The sequence below is a fragment of the Paenibacillus anseongensis genome (assembly GCF_009757995.1).
GTDB lineage: Bacteria > Bacillota > Bacilli > Paenibacillales > NBRC-103111 > Paenibacillus_E > Paenibacillus_E chondroitinus.
Genome location: NZ_WSEM01000004.1, coordinates 49,228 through 65,008 on the forward strand (window position 1 = coordinate 49,228; position 15,781 = coordinate 65,008).

16 protein-coding genes are annotated in these 15,781 nt (G+C 49.8%); 15 read left to right on the forward strand and 1 reads right to left on the reverse strand.

Going from position 1 to position 15,781, the window contains the following annotated elements:
* The first annotated feature begins 72 nt into the window (after positions 1-72).
* From GON05_RS02300 to abc-f, 8 genes are all read left to right on the forward strand, one after another.
* Positions 73-948, forward strand: coding sequence for a glutamate ABC transporter substrate-binding protein (locus GON05_RS02300; protein ID WP_246238774.1), 876 nt, complete (start codon positions 73-75; stop codon positions 946-948).
* Between the two features lie 60 nt (positions 949-1,008).
* Positions 1,009-1,659 (forward strand): amino acid ABC transporter permease, encoded by a 651-nt coding sequence (locus tag GON05_RS02305; RefSeq protein ID WP_157317639.1) that lies wholly within the window; start codon positions 1,009-1,011, stop codon positions 1,657-1,659.
* A 4-nt stretch (positions 1,660-1,663) separates the two neighbouring features.
* Entirely contained in the window at positions 1,664-2,314 is a 651-nt protein-coding gene (locus GON05_RS02310) for an amino acid ABC transporter permease (protein ID WP_157317640.1), read from the forward strand.
* Positions 2,315-2,347: 33 nt separating this feature from the next.
* Positions 2,348-3,109, forward strand: a complete 762-nt coding sequence (locus tag GON05_RS02315) for a TSUP family transporter (protein ID WP_157317641.1) — start codon at positions 2,348-2,350, stop codon at positions 3,107-3,109.
* Between the two features lie 41 nt (positions 3,110-3,150).
* A complete protein-coding gene (locus GON05_RS02320) occupies positions 3,151-4,404 on the forward strand; it encodes a sensor histidine kinase (RefSeq protein WP_246238775.1) in 1,254 nt (417 codons plus the stop codon).
* Between the two features lie 5 nt (positions 4,405-4,409).
* Entirely contained in the window at positions 4,410-5,312 is a 903-nt protein-coding gene (locus GON05_RS02325; RefSeq protein WP_157317643.1) for a response regulator, read from the forward strand.
* 89 nt (positions 5,313-5,401) lie between these two features.
* Positions 5,402-5,545: a hypothetical protein gene (locus GON05_RS38765; protein WP_181646615.1), complete on the forward strand. Its 144-nt coding sequence runs from the start codon at positions 5,402-5,404 to the stop codon at positions 5,543-5,545.
* Between the two features lie 109 nt (positions 5,546-5,654).
* Positions 5,655-7,589: a ribosomal protection-like ABC-F family protein gene (abc-f, locus tag GON05_RS02330; RefSeq protein ID WP_157317644.1), complete on the forward strand. Its 1,935-nt coding sequence runs from the start codon at positions 5,655-5,657 to the stop codon at positions 7,587-7,589.
* Positions 7,590-7,873: 284 nt separating this feature from the next.
* On the opposite strand, the gene GON05_RS02335 is transcribed toward abc-f, so the two are convergent.
* Entirely contained in the window at positions 7,874-8,953 is a 1,080-nt protein-coding gene (locus GON05_RS02335; protein ID WP_157317645.1) for a GntR family transcriptional regulator, read from the reverse strand.
* A 193-nt stretch (positions 8,954-9,146) separates the two neighbouring features.
* Between GON05_RS02335 and GON05_RS02340 the strand changes: the two genes are divergently transcribed.
* The 7 genes from GON05_RS02340 (at position 9,147) to GON05_RS02370 (ending at position 15,690) form a co-directional block, all read left to right on the forward strand.
* Positions 9,147-10,451 carry an ABC transporter substrate-binding protein gene (locus GON05_RS02340; protein WP_157317646.1) on the forward strand — a complete coding sequence of 435 codons (1,305 nt, stop codon included), beginning with the start codon at positions 9,147-9,149 and terminating at the stop codon, positions 10,449-10,451.
* Between the two features lie 99 nt (positions 10,452-10,550).
* Positions 10,551-11,435 (forward strand): carbohydrate ABC transporter permease, encoded by an 885-nt coding sequence (locus GON05_RS02345; protein WP_157317647.1) that lies wholly within the window; start codon positions 10,551-10,553, stop codon positions 11,433-11,435.
* A gap of 3 nt (positions 11,436-11,438) precedes the next feature.
* On the forward strand, positions 11,439-12,284 hold the full coding sequence (locus GON05_RS02350; RefSeq protein WP_157317648.1) for a carbohydrate ABC transporter permease: 846 nt from the start codon (positions 11,439-11,441) through the stop codon (positions 12,282-12,284).
* Between the two features lie 56 nt (positions 12,285-12,340).
* Entirely contained in the window at positions 12,341-13,306 is a 966-nt protein-coding gene (locus tag GON05_RS02355) for a glycoside hydrolase family 43 protein (protein ID WP_157317649.1), read from the forward strand.
* Positions 13,307-13,475: 169 nt separating this feature from the next.
* Entirely contained in the window at positions 13,476-14,174 is a 699-nt protein-coding gene (locus tag GON05_RS02360) for a pirin family protein (RefSeq protein ID WP_181646616.1), read from the forward strand.
* A 16-nt stretch (positions 14,175-14,190) separates the two neighbouring features.
* Positions 14,191-14,520 (forward strand): hypothetical protein, encoded by a 330-nt coding sequence (locus tag GON05_RS02365; protein WP_157317650.1) that lies wholly within the window; start codon positions 14,191-14,193, stop codon positions 14,518-14,520.
* A 66-nt stretch (positions 14,521-14,586) separates the two neighbouring features.
* Complete coding sequence (locus GON05_RS02370) at positions 14,587-15,690, forward strand: nitric oxide synthase oxygenase (protein WP_397370890.1); 1,104 nt, start codon at positions 14,587-14,589, stop codon at positions 15,688-15,690.
* The last annotated feature ends 91 nt before the right edge of the window (positions 15,691-15,781 follow it).

Below are 15,781 nucleotides of genomic sequence, written 5' to 3' on the forward strand. Positions count from 1 at the left end.
CGTTCTACGTCACTAATATCCGTTCCGCATCACTAATCCCGCGTTCGTTTAATAATAAGGAGATGAACTTATATGATAGCTAAAAAGTGGAATTTTATCGTGATGTTAACAGCCGTATTCGCATTGGCAGGGTGTACCTCAACATCCACATCGGGAGGCGCGTCCAGTACGCCAGCAAGCTCGCCGGCAGCAAGCGCGAGCGCGCCAAGCACGGCCAAGCCGGCAGGCGGGGCATCGGTTCTCGATGAAATCAAGAGCAGAGGCAAGCTGGTCGTTGGCGTCAAATACGACACGAAGCTGTTCGGCTTGAAAAATCCGACCGGCGGCGAAGTCGAAGGTTTCGACGTTGATATCGCCAAAGCGCTGGCCAAGGAAATTCTCGGCGATGAGAAGAAAATCGAGCTGAAGGAAGTAACGTCTAAGACGCGTATCCCGATGCTCGACAACAAAGAGATCGACATGATTGTCGCCACGATGACGATCACGGACGAGCGGAAGAAACAGGTTGAATTCTCCGACGTTTATTTTAAAGCGGGACAGTCCCTGCTAGTGAAGAAAGGCAGCCCAATCAAATCGGTTGCCGATATTAAAAAAGGCACCAAAGTACTGGCGGTAAAAGGCGCTACGTCCGTTGGAAACATTAAAGCCAAAGCACCGGAGGCAACGGTACTGGAGTTCGATAACTACCAAGATGCCTTCAGCGCCTTAAAAGCGGGGCAAGGTGACACGCTGACCACAGATAATGCGATCCTCTACGGCATGGTGGCACAGGATCCAAACTTTGCCGTCGTCGGCGAGCCGTTCACGGATGAGCCTTACGGCATCGCGATGAAAAAAGGCGAAACAGCGCTTCAAACCGTGGTCAACGACAGCCTCAAGAAGCTGCAATCAAACGGTGAATACGACAAGCTTTATAAGAAATGGATCGGCGAGGCGCCATCCAAATAACAAAGATCAGATGGGTGGCCGCAAGCTGCCCATCTTCTGTCTATGAGGGGGCACAAGCCGATGCTGGATTTCTCGATTTTCACCGACCATATTGATACCTTTATGAAGGGCTTTGTTAACACCATCTGGGCTAGTCTCATTGCCTTAATCGGCAGCTTTGTTCTGGGGACGTTAATCGCCATTTGCCGCATCTCATCCGTAAAGCCCTTGCAGTGGGTAGGTACGGCTTACGTGGAGTTCATTCGAAACATTCCGCTCTTGCTCGTCGTTTTTGTCTTCTTTTACGGTTTGCCTTCCCTTGGCGTTACCTTAAGCGGCTTCGTATGCGGAACCTTGGGGTTGACGGTGTACACGGCAGCTTTCATCGCCGAAGCGATTCGGGCCGGCATCATGTCAGTTCCGCTTGGTCAATCAGAAGCCGCAAGGTCCTCAGGGCTGACCTACGGGCAAGCGATGTGGCATGTCGTCCTTCCGCAAGCGATCAAAATCGTCATACCGCCACTGAGCAACCAGTTTATTAACCTGGTTAAGAATTCGTCGGTGCTAGGGGTGTTTGCGGGCCTTGATCTTATGTATTTCGGGGATATGATAGCCAGCGAGACGTACGCCACATTTGATACGTATATTTTCGTCGCTGTTCTTTACTTGCTTTTAACGCTGCCGTTAAGCTACGGCGCCTTGTATCTAGAACGTAAGCTGGCGAGGGGGTGAATGAATGGATATTTTGCATGCTTTCTCAGTGGATAATATGAGATTTATTCTCGAAGGATTTTACATGACGCTAAAAGTTGCCTTGATTTCCATCATTCTCAGCTTTCTTGTAGGCTGCGTCGTGGGAACGGTCCGTTATACGAAAATCCCCATCGTTTCACCTATTTTAGGCATTGCCGTAGAGCTGCTTCGCAACTTGCCGCTGCTGCTAATCATTTTCTTCGCCCGATTTGCCCTGCCGGATATCGGCATTAAGCTCGGTCCGATGAATGCGACGATTGTGGCGCTAACGCTTTTTGAAGGGGCGATGATCGCAGAAATTGTGCGAAGCGGGCTCATGTCCATCGACAAAGGGCAGATCGAAGCCGCTCGTTCTTCTGGACTAAGTTATGTCCAAACGCTTTGGCATATCGTGATTCCACAGGGGCTTCGCCGTATGGTTCCTCCGCTGGTCAGCCAGTTCATCTCTCTGCTCAAAGATACATCTCTTGCCATTGTTATTTCCTTGCCTGAACTGATGCATCATGCGAAAATAGTAATTGGACAAAGTTATAGCTATACCTTACCAATTCTGTTTGTCGTGGCTGTGCTTTATTTTGCAGTCAATTATGCATTATCGTTAGCGGCGCGAAGATTTGAAGCGAGAATTGTGTAGAGAATTTGAGCGGAAAGAGGAGTTATTGACATCATGTTACACTTGAGTTGGGAAATGTTATTGTTCGTCATCATTGGAGGGTTTGTGGCTGCCTATGTCGATTCGGTCGTAGGAGGCGGGGGATTGATCGCTTTGCCTGTTCTTCTGGCAACGGGATTGCCACCGGCTATTGCGCTGGGAACGAATAAACTGGCCGGCACCATGTCGTCGCTGACGAGCACCATTTCCTTTATGCGTTCAGGCAATATCGATTTCAAAGCAGTAAAAGGCTTATTCCTTCTATCTTTAACAGGAGCCGTTTGCGGAACGATGGTACTTAGGCAAATCCCTTCGGATTTTCTTAAGCCGTTGGTCGTCGTGATGTTGATTCTGATCACCATTTACACGCTTTTTCGGAAAAATTGGGGGAGCAGCTCGACGTTCCGCCAATACTCAACCAAGACAGCCCTTCTCATGGGAGGTGCCGCTTTCGGCTTAGGCTTTTATGACGGCTTTTTTGGACCGGGCACGGGTTCCTTTCTTATATTCGTTTTTCTTATGTTAGGATTTGATTTTGTGAAAGCGGCTGGGAATGCCAAAATGCTGAATTTTGGAAGCAATATAGCAAGCTTGGCTACGTTCATGGTGCTGGGTTCCATCAACTACGGGATCGGGATTCCGATGGGGATCGCGATGATTTGCGGCTCTTTGTTAGGCTCCCGAATGGCAATTCGCAAAGGTTCAGCGTATGTGCGCCCTTTATTTCTTACCGTATGTATACTTCTAATTAGCAAGCAGATATGGGATTTAATCTAGGGGGTGATCGGCTGGGACGCTTGAAAAATGAAGGGCTACAAATGATTCTCATCGCCATTGTGACAGCAATTGCTGGCGAGTTCAAAATAACGCCCTTCAGCGGCGAAGTGTTTCGGATCGGTCTTGGGAGCAGCACCTTTCTTCTGTGCCTGCTTTTGCTCAAACATTTGCCTTATATCTATACAGGCCTTATTACCGGCATTACCGTTTTACTGTTTCGCTCCATAGAGGCGGGGATTATGACGCACGGAGCTGTATCACTTGGCTGGAGCATGCAGACCCATTTGCCTGCGATGCTGTACTATATAGCTTTTGCGGTGGGCATGAGCTGGATAAAGCAGAAAATGGGGAAATTCCATCCCCTCGTGCTTGGCGTATTCTTATCGCTTATTGATCTCATGTCCAATGAGATTGAGCTGCTGGCGCGCAGCGTCATTTTCGATACCCCCTACAAGTTTTCACAGCAGTTAGTGTATATTTCCGTGATTGCCCTCGTGAGAAGCTATTTTGTGGTAGGCATCTACAGCAGCGTGACCATTCATCAGATGAGGGTCCTCCACAGTGAGCAGCAGAAGCGGATGGAGCAGATGTTGAATACGAACAGCGGACTATATGGCGAAGTGTTCTACCTGCGTAAGTCCATGGAAACGATTGAACAGCTGACAGCCAAAAGCCACAATTTATACGAAAGAGTGAACGGCACAGGGCTGAAAAGTTATGCCCGCACGATTTTGGAAATTACGCAACAGATCCATGAGGTGAAAAAAGACTCGCAGCGCATCCTTGCCGGCTTATTAAAGCTGTTTGACCGTGAATTCGCTTCGAATATGAGGCTGGCGGAAATCATCGAGTTCGCGATCAAATCCAACCTTGGGTACAGCGGAATGATCGGCAAAAGGATTCAATTCACCACTGATCTGCGCATCAATTATGATTCGGATCACTATCTTCCTCTGCTGACGGTTATGAATAATCTGTTGTCCAACAGTGTGGAGGCGATCGAAGATCAGGGGACGATTCACGTCAGTGCATACGGGCGTGGTGCTGAAACGATTTTGACGGTCTCGGATACGGGGACGGGGATTGCTGATCTGGAAAAGGATATGATTTTCGAGCCTGGCTTCACGACGAAATTCAATCAGGAAGGTTTTGCTGCAACCGGCATCGGGCTTTCTCACGTACGGGATATTGTTCATTCCTTGGGCGGGGATATTCATTTACGGTCTGATGAGCCGGGCGCTCAGACAACTTTTGTGATCACCTTATTGACCGATACGTTGAAAAAAGGAGCGTAGAGATCATGCTGTCTTTCGGAATTGTGGACGATGATGCGGTAAGCAGGCTGATGCTGCACAAGATTATTGAAAAAGGCGGGTTAGGTGAAGTCGTAGGAACGGCAGGTAGCGGGAGCGAAGGGGAAAAAGTGCTGCTCGAAACGTCTCCGGATGTCGTTGTCATCGATCTGCTAATGCCGGATCAGGATGGCATTGAGACCATTATTCGGCTCAAGGAGCAAGGTTTTCAAGGCAAGTACGTCATGATTTCGCAGATAGAAAATAAAGAGATGATCGGCAAGGCTTATCAGGCCGGCGTCGAATACTATATTCAAAAGCCGATTAACAAAATCGAAGTGGAAGCGGTGCTCTCCAAGGTCAACGAACAGTGGAAGATCAGCCGTTCTCTGAAGGAGATTCAGGACTCTTTGACGAAGCTGAGCCTATTGAACCTCAGTCCTGAGAGTGCTCGTAAAAAGCGCAGCGTACGCGAGATTGTACAGCCTATTCTCATGGACATGGGCATTGTTGGTGAGAGCGGCAGCCGGGATGTAACGGACATTATCGAACATCTGGCGAAGCAGCATCGAGGTGACGGGATACCGCCACTGAAGGAGCTGTATGAGACGGCGGCTCGCAGCCACAAACTGCAGGAGTCCGATGTGGAAAAGGAAGGGAAAGCCGTCGAACAGCGTATTCGCCGCGCCGTTATGGCTGCCTTAGCCCATATAGCTAGCATCGGTTTGACGGATTACAGCAATCCGAAATTTGAGCATTATGCGCCGCTTTATTTTGAGTTTCAGGATGTCCGGTTGAAAATGAAAGAGATCGATGAGAATTTGAAGTCGGAGAAAAGTAAAATTAACATCAAAAAATTTCTCCAGGTGCTTTATCTGGAAGTTACGGACAAGATGCGAAGCGAGCATTAGGCCCGGAAGATGGGCGTTACGCGGTTGCGAATTGACCGTCGGTTATGATATGATTTTGTACATAGTGAAGAAAAGGAGGTGAAGGTAGGATGAATCGAGAGTTTGTGAACAACCGTGTGAGCCAGTTACCTATCGCGATGGCTGGCATCGTTCATGCATTTGCGTGCAACGGGAGAAGTCTGTCCAAATATGCTCATACGGCATCACAACTCACGAAAAGACACCTACCTTAACCTCAATCGGATGATCCGCTGAAGGTCGTAGGAATTTTCCTGCGGCCTTTTTTGCTGCGTTCAGGATGTTCGGGATGGGGTCTTTCATAACCAAGGAGGATCCTTCACGATGTTAATGATAAATGGTCAAAATATAAAGAAATACCACGGCGCCCAGCTGGTGCTGGCGGACGTTACATTTGAGATTCACGAAGGCGAACGAATCGGATTGGTCGGACGAAATGGGAGCGGCAAATCGACCTTGCTGCGCCTCATTTCCAAAATGGAAAAGCCGGACGAAGGGCTGCTAACGGTGCGCAAAGATACACGAATCGGCTACTTGGCCCAGATTCCGACGGAATGGGAGAGCGGCACCGTGTACGATGTGCTCGCGGCCAGTTTTGCGGAGCTGCTGGAGTGCCGCGCCGCGATGACGGAGCTGGAACAGCGCATGTCGGAGCCTGCTGCTGACGGTCAGCTTGATCAGCTGCTGGGGCGGTATGCGCAGCTGCAGGAGCGTTTTGAGCGGGAAGGCGGCTACGAGCTGGACGCTAGAATCGACCAGGTGGCAACCGGACTCCGCATTGCCCGCGAAGTGTATGAACGAAGCTTTACCTCGCTGTCCGGAGGGGAGAAAACCAAGATTGCGCTCGCTTCTCAACTGATCGGCAAGCCGGATGTGCTGCTGCTCGATGAGCCGACGAATCATCTCGATTTATTTGGCGTTGAATGGCTGGAAGAGTACTTGACCCATTATGAGGGCGCGTGTTTCATTGTGTCTCATGATCGATACTTTTTGGATCGGGTAGTTACCAAAATTGTCGAGTTGGAGGACGGAGAGTCTTCGACTTATTTGACATCCTATACAGGCTACATGAAAGAGAAAGAAGTCCGACTGCTGCAGCAATTCGCGGATTATCAGGAGCAGCAGAAGGTCATCAAGAAAATGAAAGAGACGATCAAACAGCTCATGGAGTGGGGGCGTATCGGAGGGAACGATAAGTTTTTCCGCAGAGCGGCATCGATGCAGAAAGCGTTGGATCGCATGGAGAAGCTGAAACGCCCTGTCCTTGATCCGAAGGCTGCTGAATTCGGGCTGAAGTTGGATGATCGCTCCGGCAAGCGGGTCATTGTGTTTGATGACGTAAGCAAGCGGTACGGGGACAAAGTGCTGCTGCGGAAAGCAAGCGGCTTGCTCGAGTATGGCGAGAAAGTGATGCTTCTGGGGCATAACGGTTCAGGGAAAACGACGCTGCTGAAAATGCTTTTGGGCGAGGTGCAGCCGGATGGCGGCGAGCTGGAAATCGGCGCGCGCGTGGACATCGGTTACTTGGCGCAGCAGGAGTACCCCGAGGACCAGAAGAAGACGGTACTGGCTTACTTTTGCGAGGAAGCGAAGCTGGAAGAAGGGGAAGCTAGAAGCCGGCTCGCCGCTTATCTGTTCTATGGCGCAGATGTTTTCAAGCCGGTTAGCTCCCTCTCAGGCGGAGAGTGGACGCGGCTGCGGCTGGCGCTGCTCGTGCTGCGTAAGCCGAATTTGCTCATTTTGGATGAGCCGACGAATCATATGGACATCGTCTCAAGGGAGGCGCTGGAGGAAGCGCTTGAGGAGTTTCCAGGCACGGTGCTTGCGGTGACGCACGACCGTTACTTCATCAACCGGCTGTCCCAGAAAATCTGGGAGCTGGATCAAGGGCGCATCACCGTTTATTTGGGCAGCTTTGATGACTACAAAGCGAAAAGCACGCAGCTGCGCGCGGCGCAGGCGCGCAAGGCTGATGCTGCTCCGGTGACGAAGTCCGCCGGAGCAGGGTCAAAGGCAGCGGCGGCCAAGGCGGAGCCGCACGTGGCATCTGCTCCGCGCGGGAAGTCACGCAGCACGGCTGCGTTCGCGCGCGAGCGGCTGGAGCGGGACATCGCGGAAGCGGAGGCGCGGCTCGGCGGGCTTGACCAGGCGCTGGAGAATCCGGCGCCTGAGGAGCTGAGCCGCCTCTGGGCAGAGCGCGAAGCGGCCCAGGAGGATCTGGATAAGCTGTATGCGGAGTGGATACAGCTGGAGGAATAGGAGGAGGGGAGCCTGTGGGCTCCTCTTTTTTTTGTGGCGGCGGAAGAAAGGCGGAACTACGATCCGCTATTTTGAGGTAAGGCGCCCACTTGCCCTGTTAAAGGGAAGCAGGGGGTGCTATTTCGCTTGTTTGGGCCGATTAGCAGGTTGCTGCGCGCGGATAGGGCCCTGTAGTTCCGCTAGGTCAGCGATATCGGCTGATTTAGCCGAAATACGGGACCACAGTTCCCTTGCTCTAGCCCAATGCCGCACCCTCGGCCCTTGCTCTAGCCACGCTCCTAAACCTACACCCAGCGCACCGGGATTTCCACACGCTGCGGCGTGTATTGTCCGTTGCACTGCTCAAGCAGCAAGCTTACGGCGGAAAGCGCCATTTGCTCCTCATCCTGCAGCACGTGCGGGATGCCCGGGATTTCCGGATCATCAAAGGATACAAGTGCGGTATTAGGATCCAGTCCTTCCTCCTCATGGAGGGCATGATGTGTAAGCCTCGCCATCTCGGCTGTCAACGCAAAAACAGCCGTCAGGTTGGGATGCTGATGCAGAAATTTAGCGACATAAGCTGAGGTGTCGCCCGTTCTGAGGATGTCGATGGGCACGTGACACCATAAGCTTTTATCGATGGGAATGTTGCTGTCAATATAAGCCTTTTCGAAGCCATGGGTGCGGTCCTCAATGGTTGTATTCGTATTATCCGGAGAAATGAGCGCAATTCGGTGATGTCCTTCCTTAAGCAGACGGTCTACGGTTTCATAGGCGCCGCCCCAATTATCGGAAGTAATCCGGTATGTATCAATATTACGCAAGTAGCGGTCAATGAAGACGAAAGGGTACTTATCTAAAGACAAACGCAGCAGCGATTCGTTATAACTCTCATCTTCCGTAGGGAAAACAATGATACCGCGGACGCCCTGCGTGTTCGTAAGCTGTTGGACGGCACGGGACTCTTCATGGGAAGATTCCCGAGTGATATGCAGGACAAGCTGATACCCGGCTTCCTTGACATAAAACTCGACATAATCAACTAGTCGTTGGATGACCTTTGTTTTCATCGTAGGGATAATCAGACCTATGTAGTTGAAATTGTGCACAGGTGGGATGATTGGGACAGACCGCGTCGCCGCCGTTTCCACGGTCACGGATACCGGATCTCGCGATACGAAGGTTCCCTTCCCTTGAATGCGCGTGACGAGCCCCTCGTCCACGAGGGCGGCCAAAGCATTTTTCACTGTAATTTTGCTGACCCTAAATTCATCCATAAATTCCTGCTCGGAAGGCACGCGGTCTTTGGGACGAAGCTCTCCTGATATGATCTTGTCCTTGATGGATTGGTAAATTTGTCGATAGAGAGGAACTTTGTTCATTCGAGCATCACCTGATTCTTCATAATTTAGCTAGCTTCATTGTACTTAGTAAATCAATAAAAGGGAATATGTTTAATATGATAAATATGATTTTATACTAAATTGGTTATATAAATATGGAATTTTATGTACTATAATTCGATATGTAAAGCGCTTACAAGTTGTTAATTCCAATCTAGGGGGAATCATTGTTATGAAAAGGAAGCTTCAAGTAACTTCAGCTGTGGTCCTGGCATCGATGCTTTTACTATCTGCTTGCACATCAAGCCCGAGCTCTACGCAAAGTGATAGCGCAACCAAGCCAGGCGAGCCGGTCAAGCTGAGCTTCTGGACGTTTAATGAACTGCATCAGAAATTTTTTGAAAGCATGGCCGAGTCCTGGAACAAAGCACACCCTGATCAGTCAATTAAACTGGAAGCGACGACGTTCCCTTATGATGATAACCACAATAAACTGCTTGTTGCGCTGCAATCCGGTACAGGTGCTCCGGATATGGCTGACATTGAAATCAGCAAGATTGGAAATTTCCTGAAAGGCGATGTCCAGCTTACCCCTCTAAACGATATCGTTGAGCCGGAGAAAGCGAATCTGGTCATGTCTCGACTCGATAATTATGCCAAAGACGGCAAATATTACGGCATCGACTACCACGTTGGTGCTCAAGTCATCTACTATAACAAGGAAATTCTCGATAAAGCCGGCGTGAATGCGGATAACATTAAGACCTGGGACGATTATGAAAATGCAGGCAAACAGGTTCTCGCAAAAACCGGAAAGCCGATGACGACCGTCGAAACGCAGGATCAGTGGAGCTTTTGGCCACTCGTTGTTCAACATGGTTCAGATTTTCTGGATAAAAGCGGTAACGTAACACTGGGCGATCAAGCGAACACTGATGTGTTGTCTTACCTTCAAAAGCTGGTGAAAGAGAAAGTAGCCGTTGTGGCTCCGGGCGGCTTTCATCATGCGGAAGAATATTATGGCTTTATGAATAAAGGCGGAGCCGCTTCGGTTTGGATGCCGATGTGGTATATGGGGCGCTTCACGGACTACATGCCTGATCTCAAAGGTAAAATCATCATTAAACCTATGCCGGTATTTAAACAAGGCGAGATGCGCTCTTCCGGAATGGGGGGCACGGGTACGGTCATTACGAAGCAATCGAAGAATCAAGACATAGCGAAAAAATTCCTGTCCTATGCCAAATTGTCCAAAGAGGGGAACATCCAGATCTGGTCACAACTCGGATTTGACCCGATCCGCTCCGATGTGTGGAACGACCCGGCGCTGAAAGCGGACAATAAATTTACCGCCTACTTCGGCAAAAATCTATGGGACGTTCTCATTTCTGTAAAAAGTGAAATTGCGCCTACAAATATTAAAGAGAAAACGCCGGCTGTGTCTGATTACCTCAAGACGAAGGCGATTTTCCAAGCGTTGAATGATTTGAAGGATCCGAAACAAGTCCTGGATGATGCCGTGAAAAATATCAAATAGTTCGAACGCCTCGCGTTCCGCTGCTGGCTTTGCCTGAGCTGAGTTACACGGTTTAGGTGAAGCTGGCAGCGCTTCTAGAGAGGAGTAGCGATAGTCGATATGAGTAAATTTCTGTATTCCTCCCGGGTAGCTCCTTATGTGTTTGTTTTGCCGTTTGTACTGTCTTTTCTTATTTTCTTTGCCTATCCAGTTGTGACAACGGTTGTCATGAGCTTCCAAGAGGTGCTTCCGGGTCAAACGCATTTCATTGGGCTGGCCAATTATAAAAATTTATGGAGCGAGTCCTTTTTCACGGCTTTGAAAAATAGCAGCAGGTATACGTTCTGGACCATTCTGGTGTTAATTCCTCTGCCGCTTGTGCTGGCTGTATTCCTGAACGGGAAGCTCACTAAAGCTAGCGCTTTTTTCCGTTCCGCTTTGTTTATTCCGTCGCTCACTTCGGTCGTTGTGGCGGGGACGATTTTCCGGCTTGTTTTCGGTAGTTTGGACGAGGCCGTGATGAACGGGTTCCGTCATTTGCTGGGCTTGCCAAGCATTAACTGGCTTGCGGGCTCAACGACAGGAATGCTTGTCATGGTCATACTGGCGACTTGGCGTTTTACCGGCGTCAATATCATTTACTTCTTGTCAGCGCTGCAAAGCATTCCGCATGAATTATATGAGTCGGCGGAGATTGACGGTGCGAACAAATGGGATCGCTTCTGGCGCATTACACTGCCTCTATTGAAGCCGGTTGCGATTTATGTCATTACGATTTCTATTTATGGCGGTTATTCCATGTTTACCGAGAGCTTCATTCTATGGAATGGCAATCGCTCTCCGAATGACATCGGCTTGACGATGATTGGCCTGCTCTACCGGGAGGGCATTGAGCGGAATAATTTGGGCTTTGGTTCTGCCATTGGCATTACTTTGTTAGCGATTACGATGGTGCTGAATGTAATTCAGTTAAAATTTTTCGGCTTGTTTAAAAAGGAGGACTAGGACATGCAAATAGAGCGAAATAAATTCCTTCAATCCTCCTTATTGTTTTTATTGTTTACCCTGTTGGCGATTCTGGCGCTGTTCCCGTTCTACAGCTTAGCTTTGGCTTCGTTAAAACCATCCAAAGAGATGCTGCGCTATGGGCTTAATGTGAGATTGCAGCCGGAACTTCTCTCTTTTCACAACTATTCGTTCCTATTTTCTGCCTCCGCCAAGAAGTACTTGATATGGTACAAGAACAGTATCGTGATCTCGGTTGTTTATACCCTGTGCTGTTTACTTTTATCCTCCATGGTGGGTTACGGGCTGGCGATGTACCGTTTTGTCGGGAGAAATCTCATTTTCCTCTTTGTGCTCCTGGTCATGATGGTACCCGTTGAAATTATTATGCTCCCGCTTTATAAGCAGATGATCAGCTTCCGTCTAATTGATACGTATGCCGGGGTCATCTTGCCCTTTGTCGTAGCACCGCTGCCGATCTTCTTTTTCCGGCAGTATGCGGCTGGATTGCCGAAGGATTTCCTCGATGCGGGAAGAATTGATGGCTGCTCGGAGTACGGGATTTTTTTCAAAATTATGATGCCTTTGATGGCTCCTGCCTTTGGGGCAATGGCCATCCTGCAAGCTCTTGCCAGCTGGAACAGCTTTGTTTGGCCTTTAATTGTGCTCAAAACGGGCGAGAAGCTGACGCTGCCCATCGGTCTATCCAGCTTAGTCACGCCTTATGGCAACAACTACGATATTCTCATTGCGGGGTCCGTGCTGGCGATCGTACCGATTCTGATTGTTTTTATTTTCTTCCAGCGGTTTTTCGTGTCGGGACTTACGGTTGGCGGCGTGAAAGGCTGATGAACTGACAAATTGACAAATTGACAATCACAGATAGCGTTAAAGGAGACTAACTTATGAAAAACTTGGAAACCAACGTAATCAAACCTCTATTGGAGCAGCGTGCTGATCCATGGATATATAAGCATACAGATGGCTGCTATTACTTTACAGCTTCGGTACCGGAGTATGATCGCATTGAGCTGCGTCGTTCAGCGACAATTGCAGGCTTAAGTGAGGCGAAGCCGGTTGTAGTATGGCGGAAATATAGCGAAGGCCCGCTTAGTGCTAATATTTGGGCACCGGAGATCCATTTTGTAGCGGGTAAATGGTATATCTACTTTGCAGCGGCTAGAACGACGGAAACGAACGAGGGTCTTTTTGACCACCGAATGTTTGTGCTTGAAAATGATGCAGCCAATCCGCTGGAAGGGGAGTGGGTGGAGAAGGGGCAGCTCCGCACCGAGTGGGAGAGTTTTGCATTAGATGCTACTTCCTTCGAGCATCGCGGAGTTCGCTATTTGGTCTGGGCGCAGAAAGATCCAGATATTGTTGGTAATTCGAATCTTTATATCTCAGAAATGAGCAGCCCCTGGACGCTGCAAGGCAAGCAGGTCATGATAACGACACCGCAGTATGATTGGGAAATCATTGGTTTCAGGGTAAATGAAGGTGCTGCGGTATTGAAGGCCAATGGACGCATTTTCATCTCTTTTTCCGTAAGTGCAACAGATTTCAATTATTGCATGGGGCTGCTGACGGCAGATGAAGACGCTGATTTGTTGGACCCGCAGTCGTGGTCAAAATCAAAATCGCCGGTTCTCTCTACGGACGAGGACATCGCTCTTTATGGGCCTGGACATAACAGCTTCACTGTGTCCGAAGATGGTACACAACATATTCTGGTGTTCCACGCGAGGAACTATAAAGAGATTGAGGGCGATCCGCTTTACGATCCCAATCGCCATACATTTGTCCGCGTGTTAAAGTGGCACGAGGACGGCACGCCGGACTTTGCAGGTTCCGTGCTTAGTAACGATTAAGCTGACAAAGGCTGTTCCGAAAGGTCTGCAGAGGCCGGGGGGACGGCTTTTTTCTTGGTTACTGTGGCGCCTCGCCTCTATTTTGCAACCGTTCCGCCACGGTTCCGACATGGAAGTCGATTATCACAATATGATAAGCTTAGAGTACTACATAAAGGAGGCGATAGCTGTGATTCAAGTCTTTCCTGCACATACGCGCAACAGTTCGGATTTGGGTTGGCTCAAGGGGTATAAGAGCTTTTCGTTTGGTGATTATTTTGATGAAAATAATACAAGTTTCGGGGTTATGCGTGTTTGCAATTATGATGAAATTGCCGCGGGTCGCGGTTTTGGTCCTCATCCGCACAGCGATATGGAAATTGTCAGCGTCGTTCTCAGCGGAGCTATTAAGCACGAGGATAGTTTAGGAAATGTGGCGATTACGGCAGTTGGCGGCGTTCAGCGCATGTCAGCGGGCAGCGGTGTGATTCATGCCGAGTATAATGCCTCGGATTCGGAGCCGCTCAGCTTGTTCCAACTTTGGTTTATGCCGGCGAAGCGGGGCACAGAGCCGTCCTTCGAGAATGTGACTTATGTACCGGAGGCCATGACGAATGCCCTGCTGCCGGTCGTAACACCTGAAGGCGGCGAGCACCAAGCGAAAATCTATCAGGATATGAGCATCTATCTCAGCAAGCTGGAAGCTGGTAAAGAGCTGGTCTTCAATCAGGGTGAAAATCGGCGTATTTTCCTTATGGTCATTAGCGGAAAATTAGAGGCCAATAAGGCTCTGCTGGAAACTATGGACAGTGCGCGGATGGAGGCGGAGTCGACGCTTATGCTCCGTGCTGCGGAAGATGCGCATTTCATGCTAATCGATCTGCCATAACAAGGAGGCTGCGGAGATGAAGGAACAATTTTTGGTGAAACATGCGGTAGGCGGCCGGGCATTTATCGATACAGGCAAGCAGCCGGTTGAGTATATGTATAAGCAAGTAGAAGAACAATGGATTTTTACCGTGAAGATCGATAAGGAGCGTATTGCTGAGCTATTAAAATGGAAAGATGAACTTAATGTTTTTATTTTTCAAGAGTTTGAGAATCAACCGACACGGAAAGTATGGTTCTATGTTGGCGATGACGCCGTTCATTATTCAGAGGAGCAGGGCGAGTTGACGATTATTGCCGGCTCTCAAATAGCCTATGTACCGGAGCATTTTAGCGCACAATTGTAAAAGAAAAGAAGCCCTGAAGGCTTGAAGGCCAAGGGAGCTTCTATGAATCGGAATGGAGTTACACCTATGAAAGAAATGCAGGAAGTACAGGATCAACTGCTAGATAAGGCAGTTCCTTTTATTAGAGAATGTTACGCTGAATTAGGCAAAAGCGAGAGCGAAATGGAAGCTCGCATCGCCGAAATTACCCGTTCCATCGGGTATAAGGGTACCTATGAGCACACGCTGCAAGAGCTGGAGCATGGGGCCAAAATGGCTTGGCGCAATAGTAATCGGTGCATCGGGCGATTGTTCTGGGAGACGCTGACTGTGCAGGATGCCCGTCATGCGACAACGGAAGATGAGATGGCGCAAGCCCTCTTCCGGCATATTGAGACGGCAACGAATGACGGGAAAATTCGCCCGATGATTACGGTATTTTCACCTGTGCAGGGGGCAGGGGCAGCTCCGGGGGCCTTTATTCATAATGCACAGTTAATTCGATACGCAGGGTATGAGACGGAGGACGGCATTGTGGGCGATCCGGCTTCTTTGCAGATCACGGCCATGTGCCAATCTCTCGGGTGGCTGGGAGCGGGAACCCCTTTCGATGTGCTGCCGCTAGTCCTTCAGATGGGGAACAATGCTCCGAAATTCTATGAAATTCCGAGCGGACTGGTCAAGGAAGTCGCTATCACGCATCCGGATATCGCGGCCATGGCGGATTTGCGTCTCCAATGGTATGCGGTGCCGATCGTTTCTAACATGTACCTGGAGATTGGAGGGATCCATTACTCGGCGGCTCCTTTCAACGGTTGGTACATGGGCACAGAAATCGGGGCTCGTAACTTCGCGGACGAAGCGCGATATAACATGCTGCCGCGTGTAGCAGAAGTAATGGGGTTAGATACGCGGCGCGACGCATCCCTCTGGAAGGATCGGGCGCTTGTGGAGTTGAACGTGGCTGTGCTGCATTCTTTTCAGCAGCAAGGTGTCGCCATCGTGGATCATCATACCGCGGCCCGGCAGTTCAAACGGTTCGAGGAGAAAGAGGAAAAGGCGAGCCGTGAGGTCACGGGCGACTGGACGTGGCTGATCCCGCCGCTTTCCCCGGCGACGACGCATATCTTTCACCAGCATTACAGCAATGAAGTGAAGCTTCCCAACTTTTTTTATCGGGATGAAGAGTAGATAAGCGGAGCAGGCGCCTTTGGCGGCCTGCTTTTTTGTTGGAAGGCGCACCCTGCCGCCTCGCGCTAAGTAACCACTCCGCTCAGCCTGC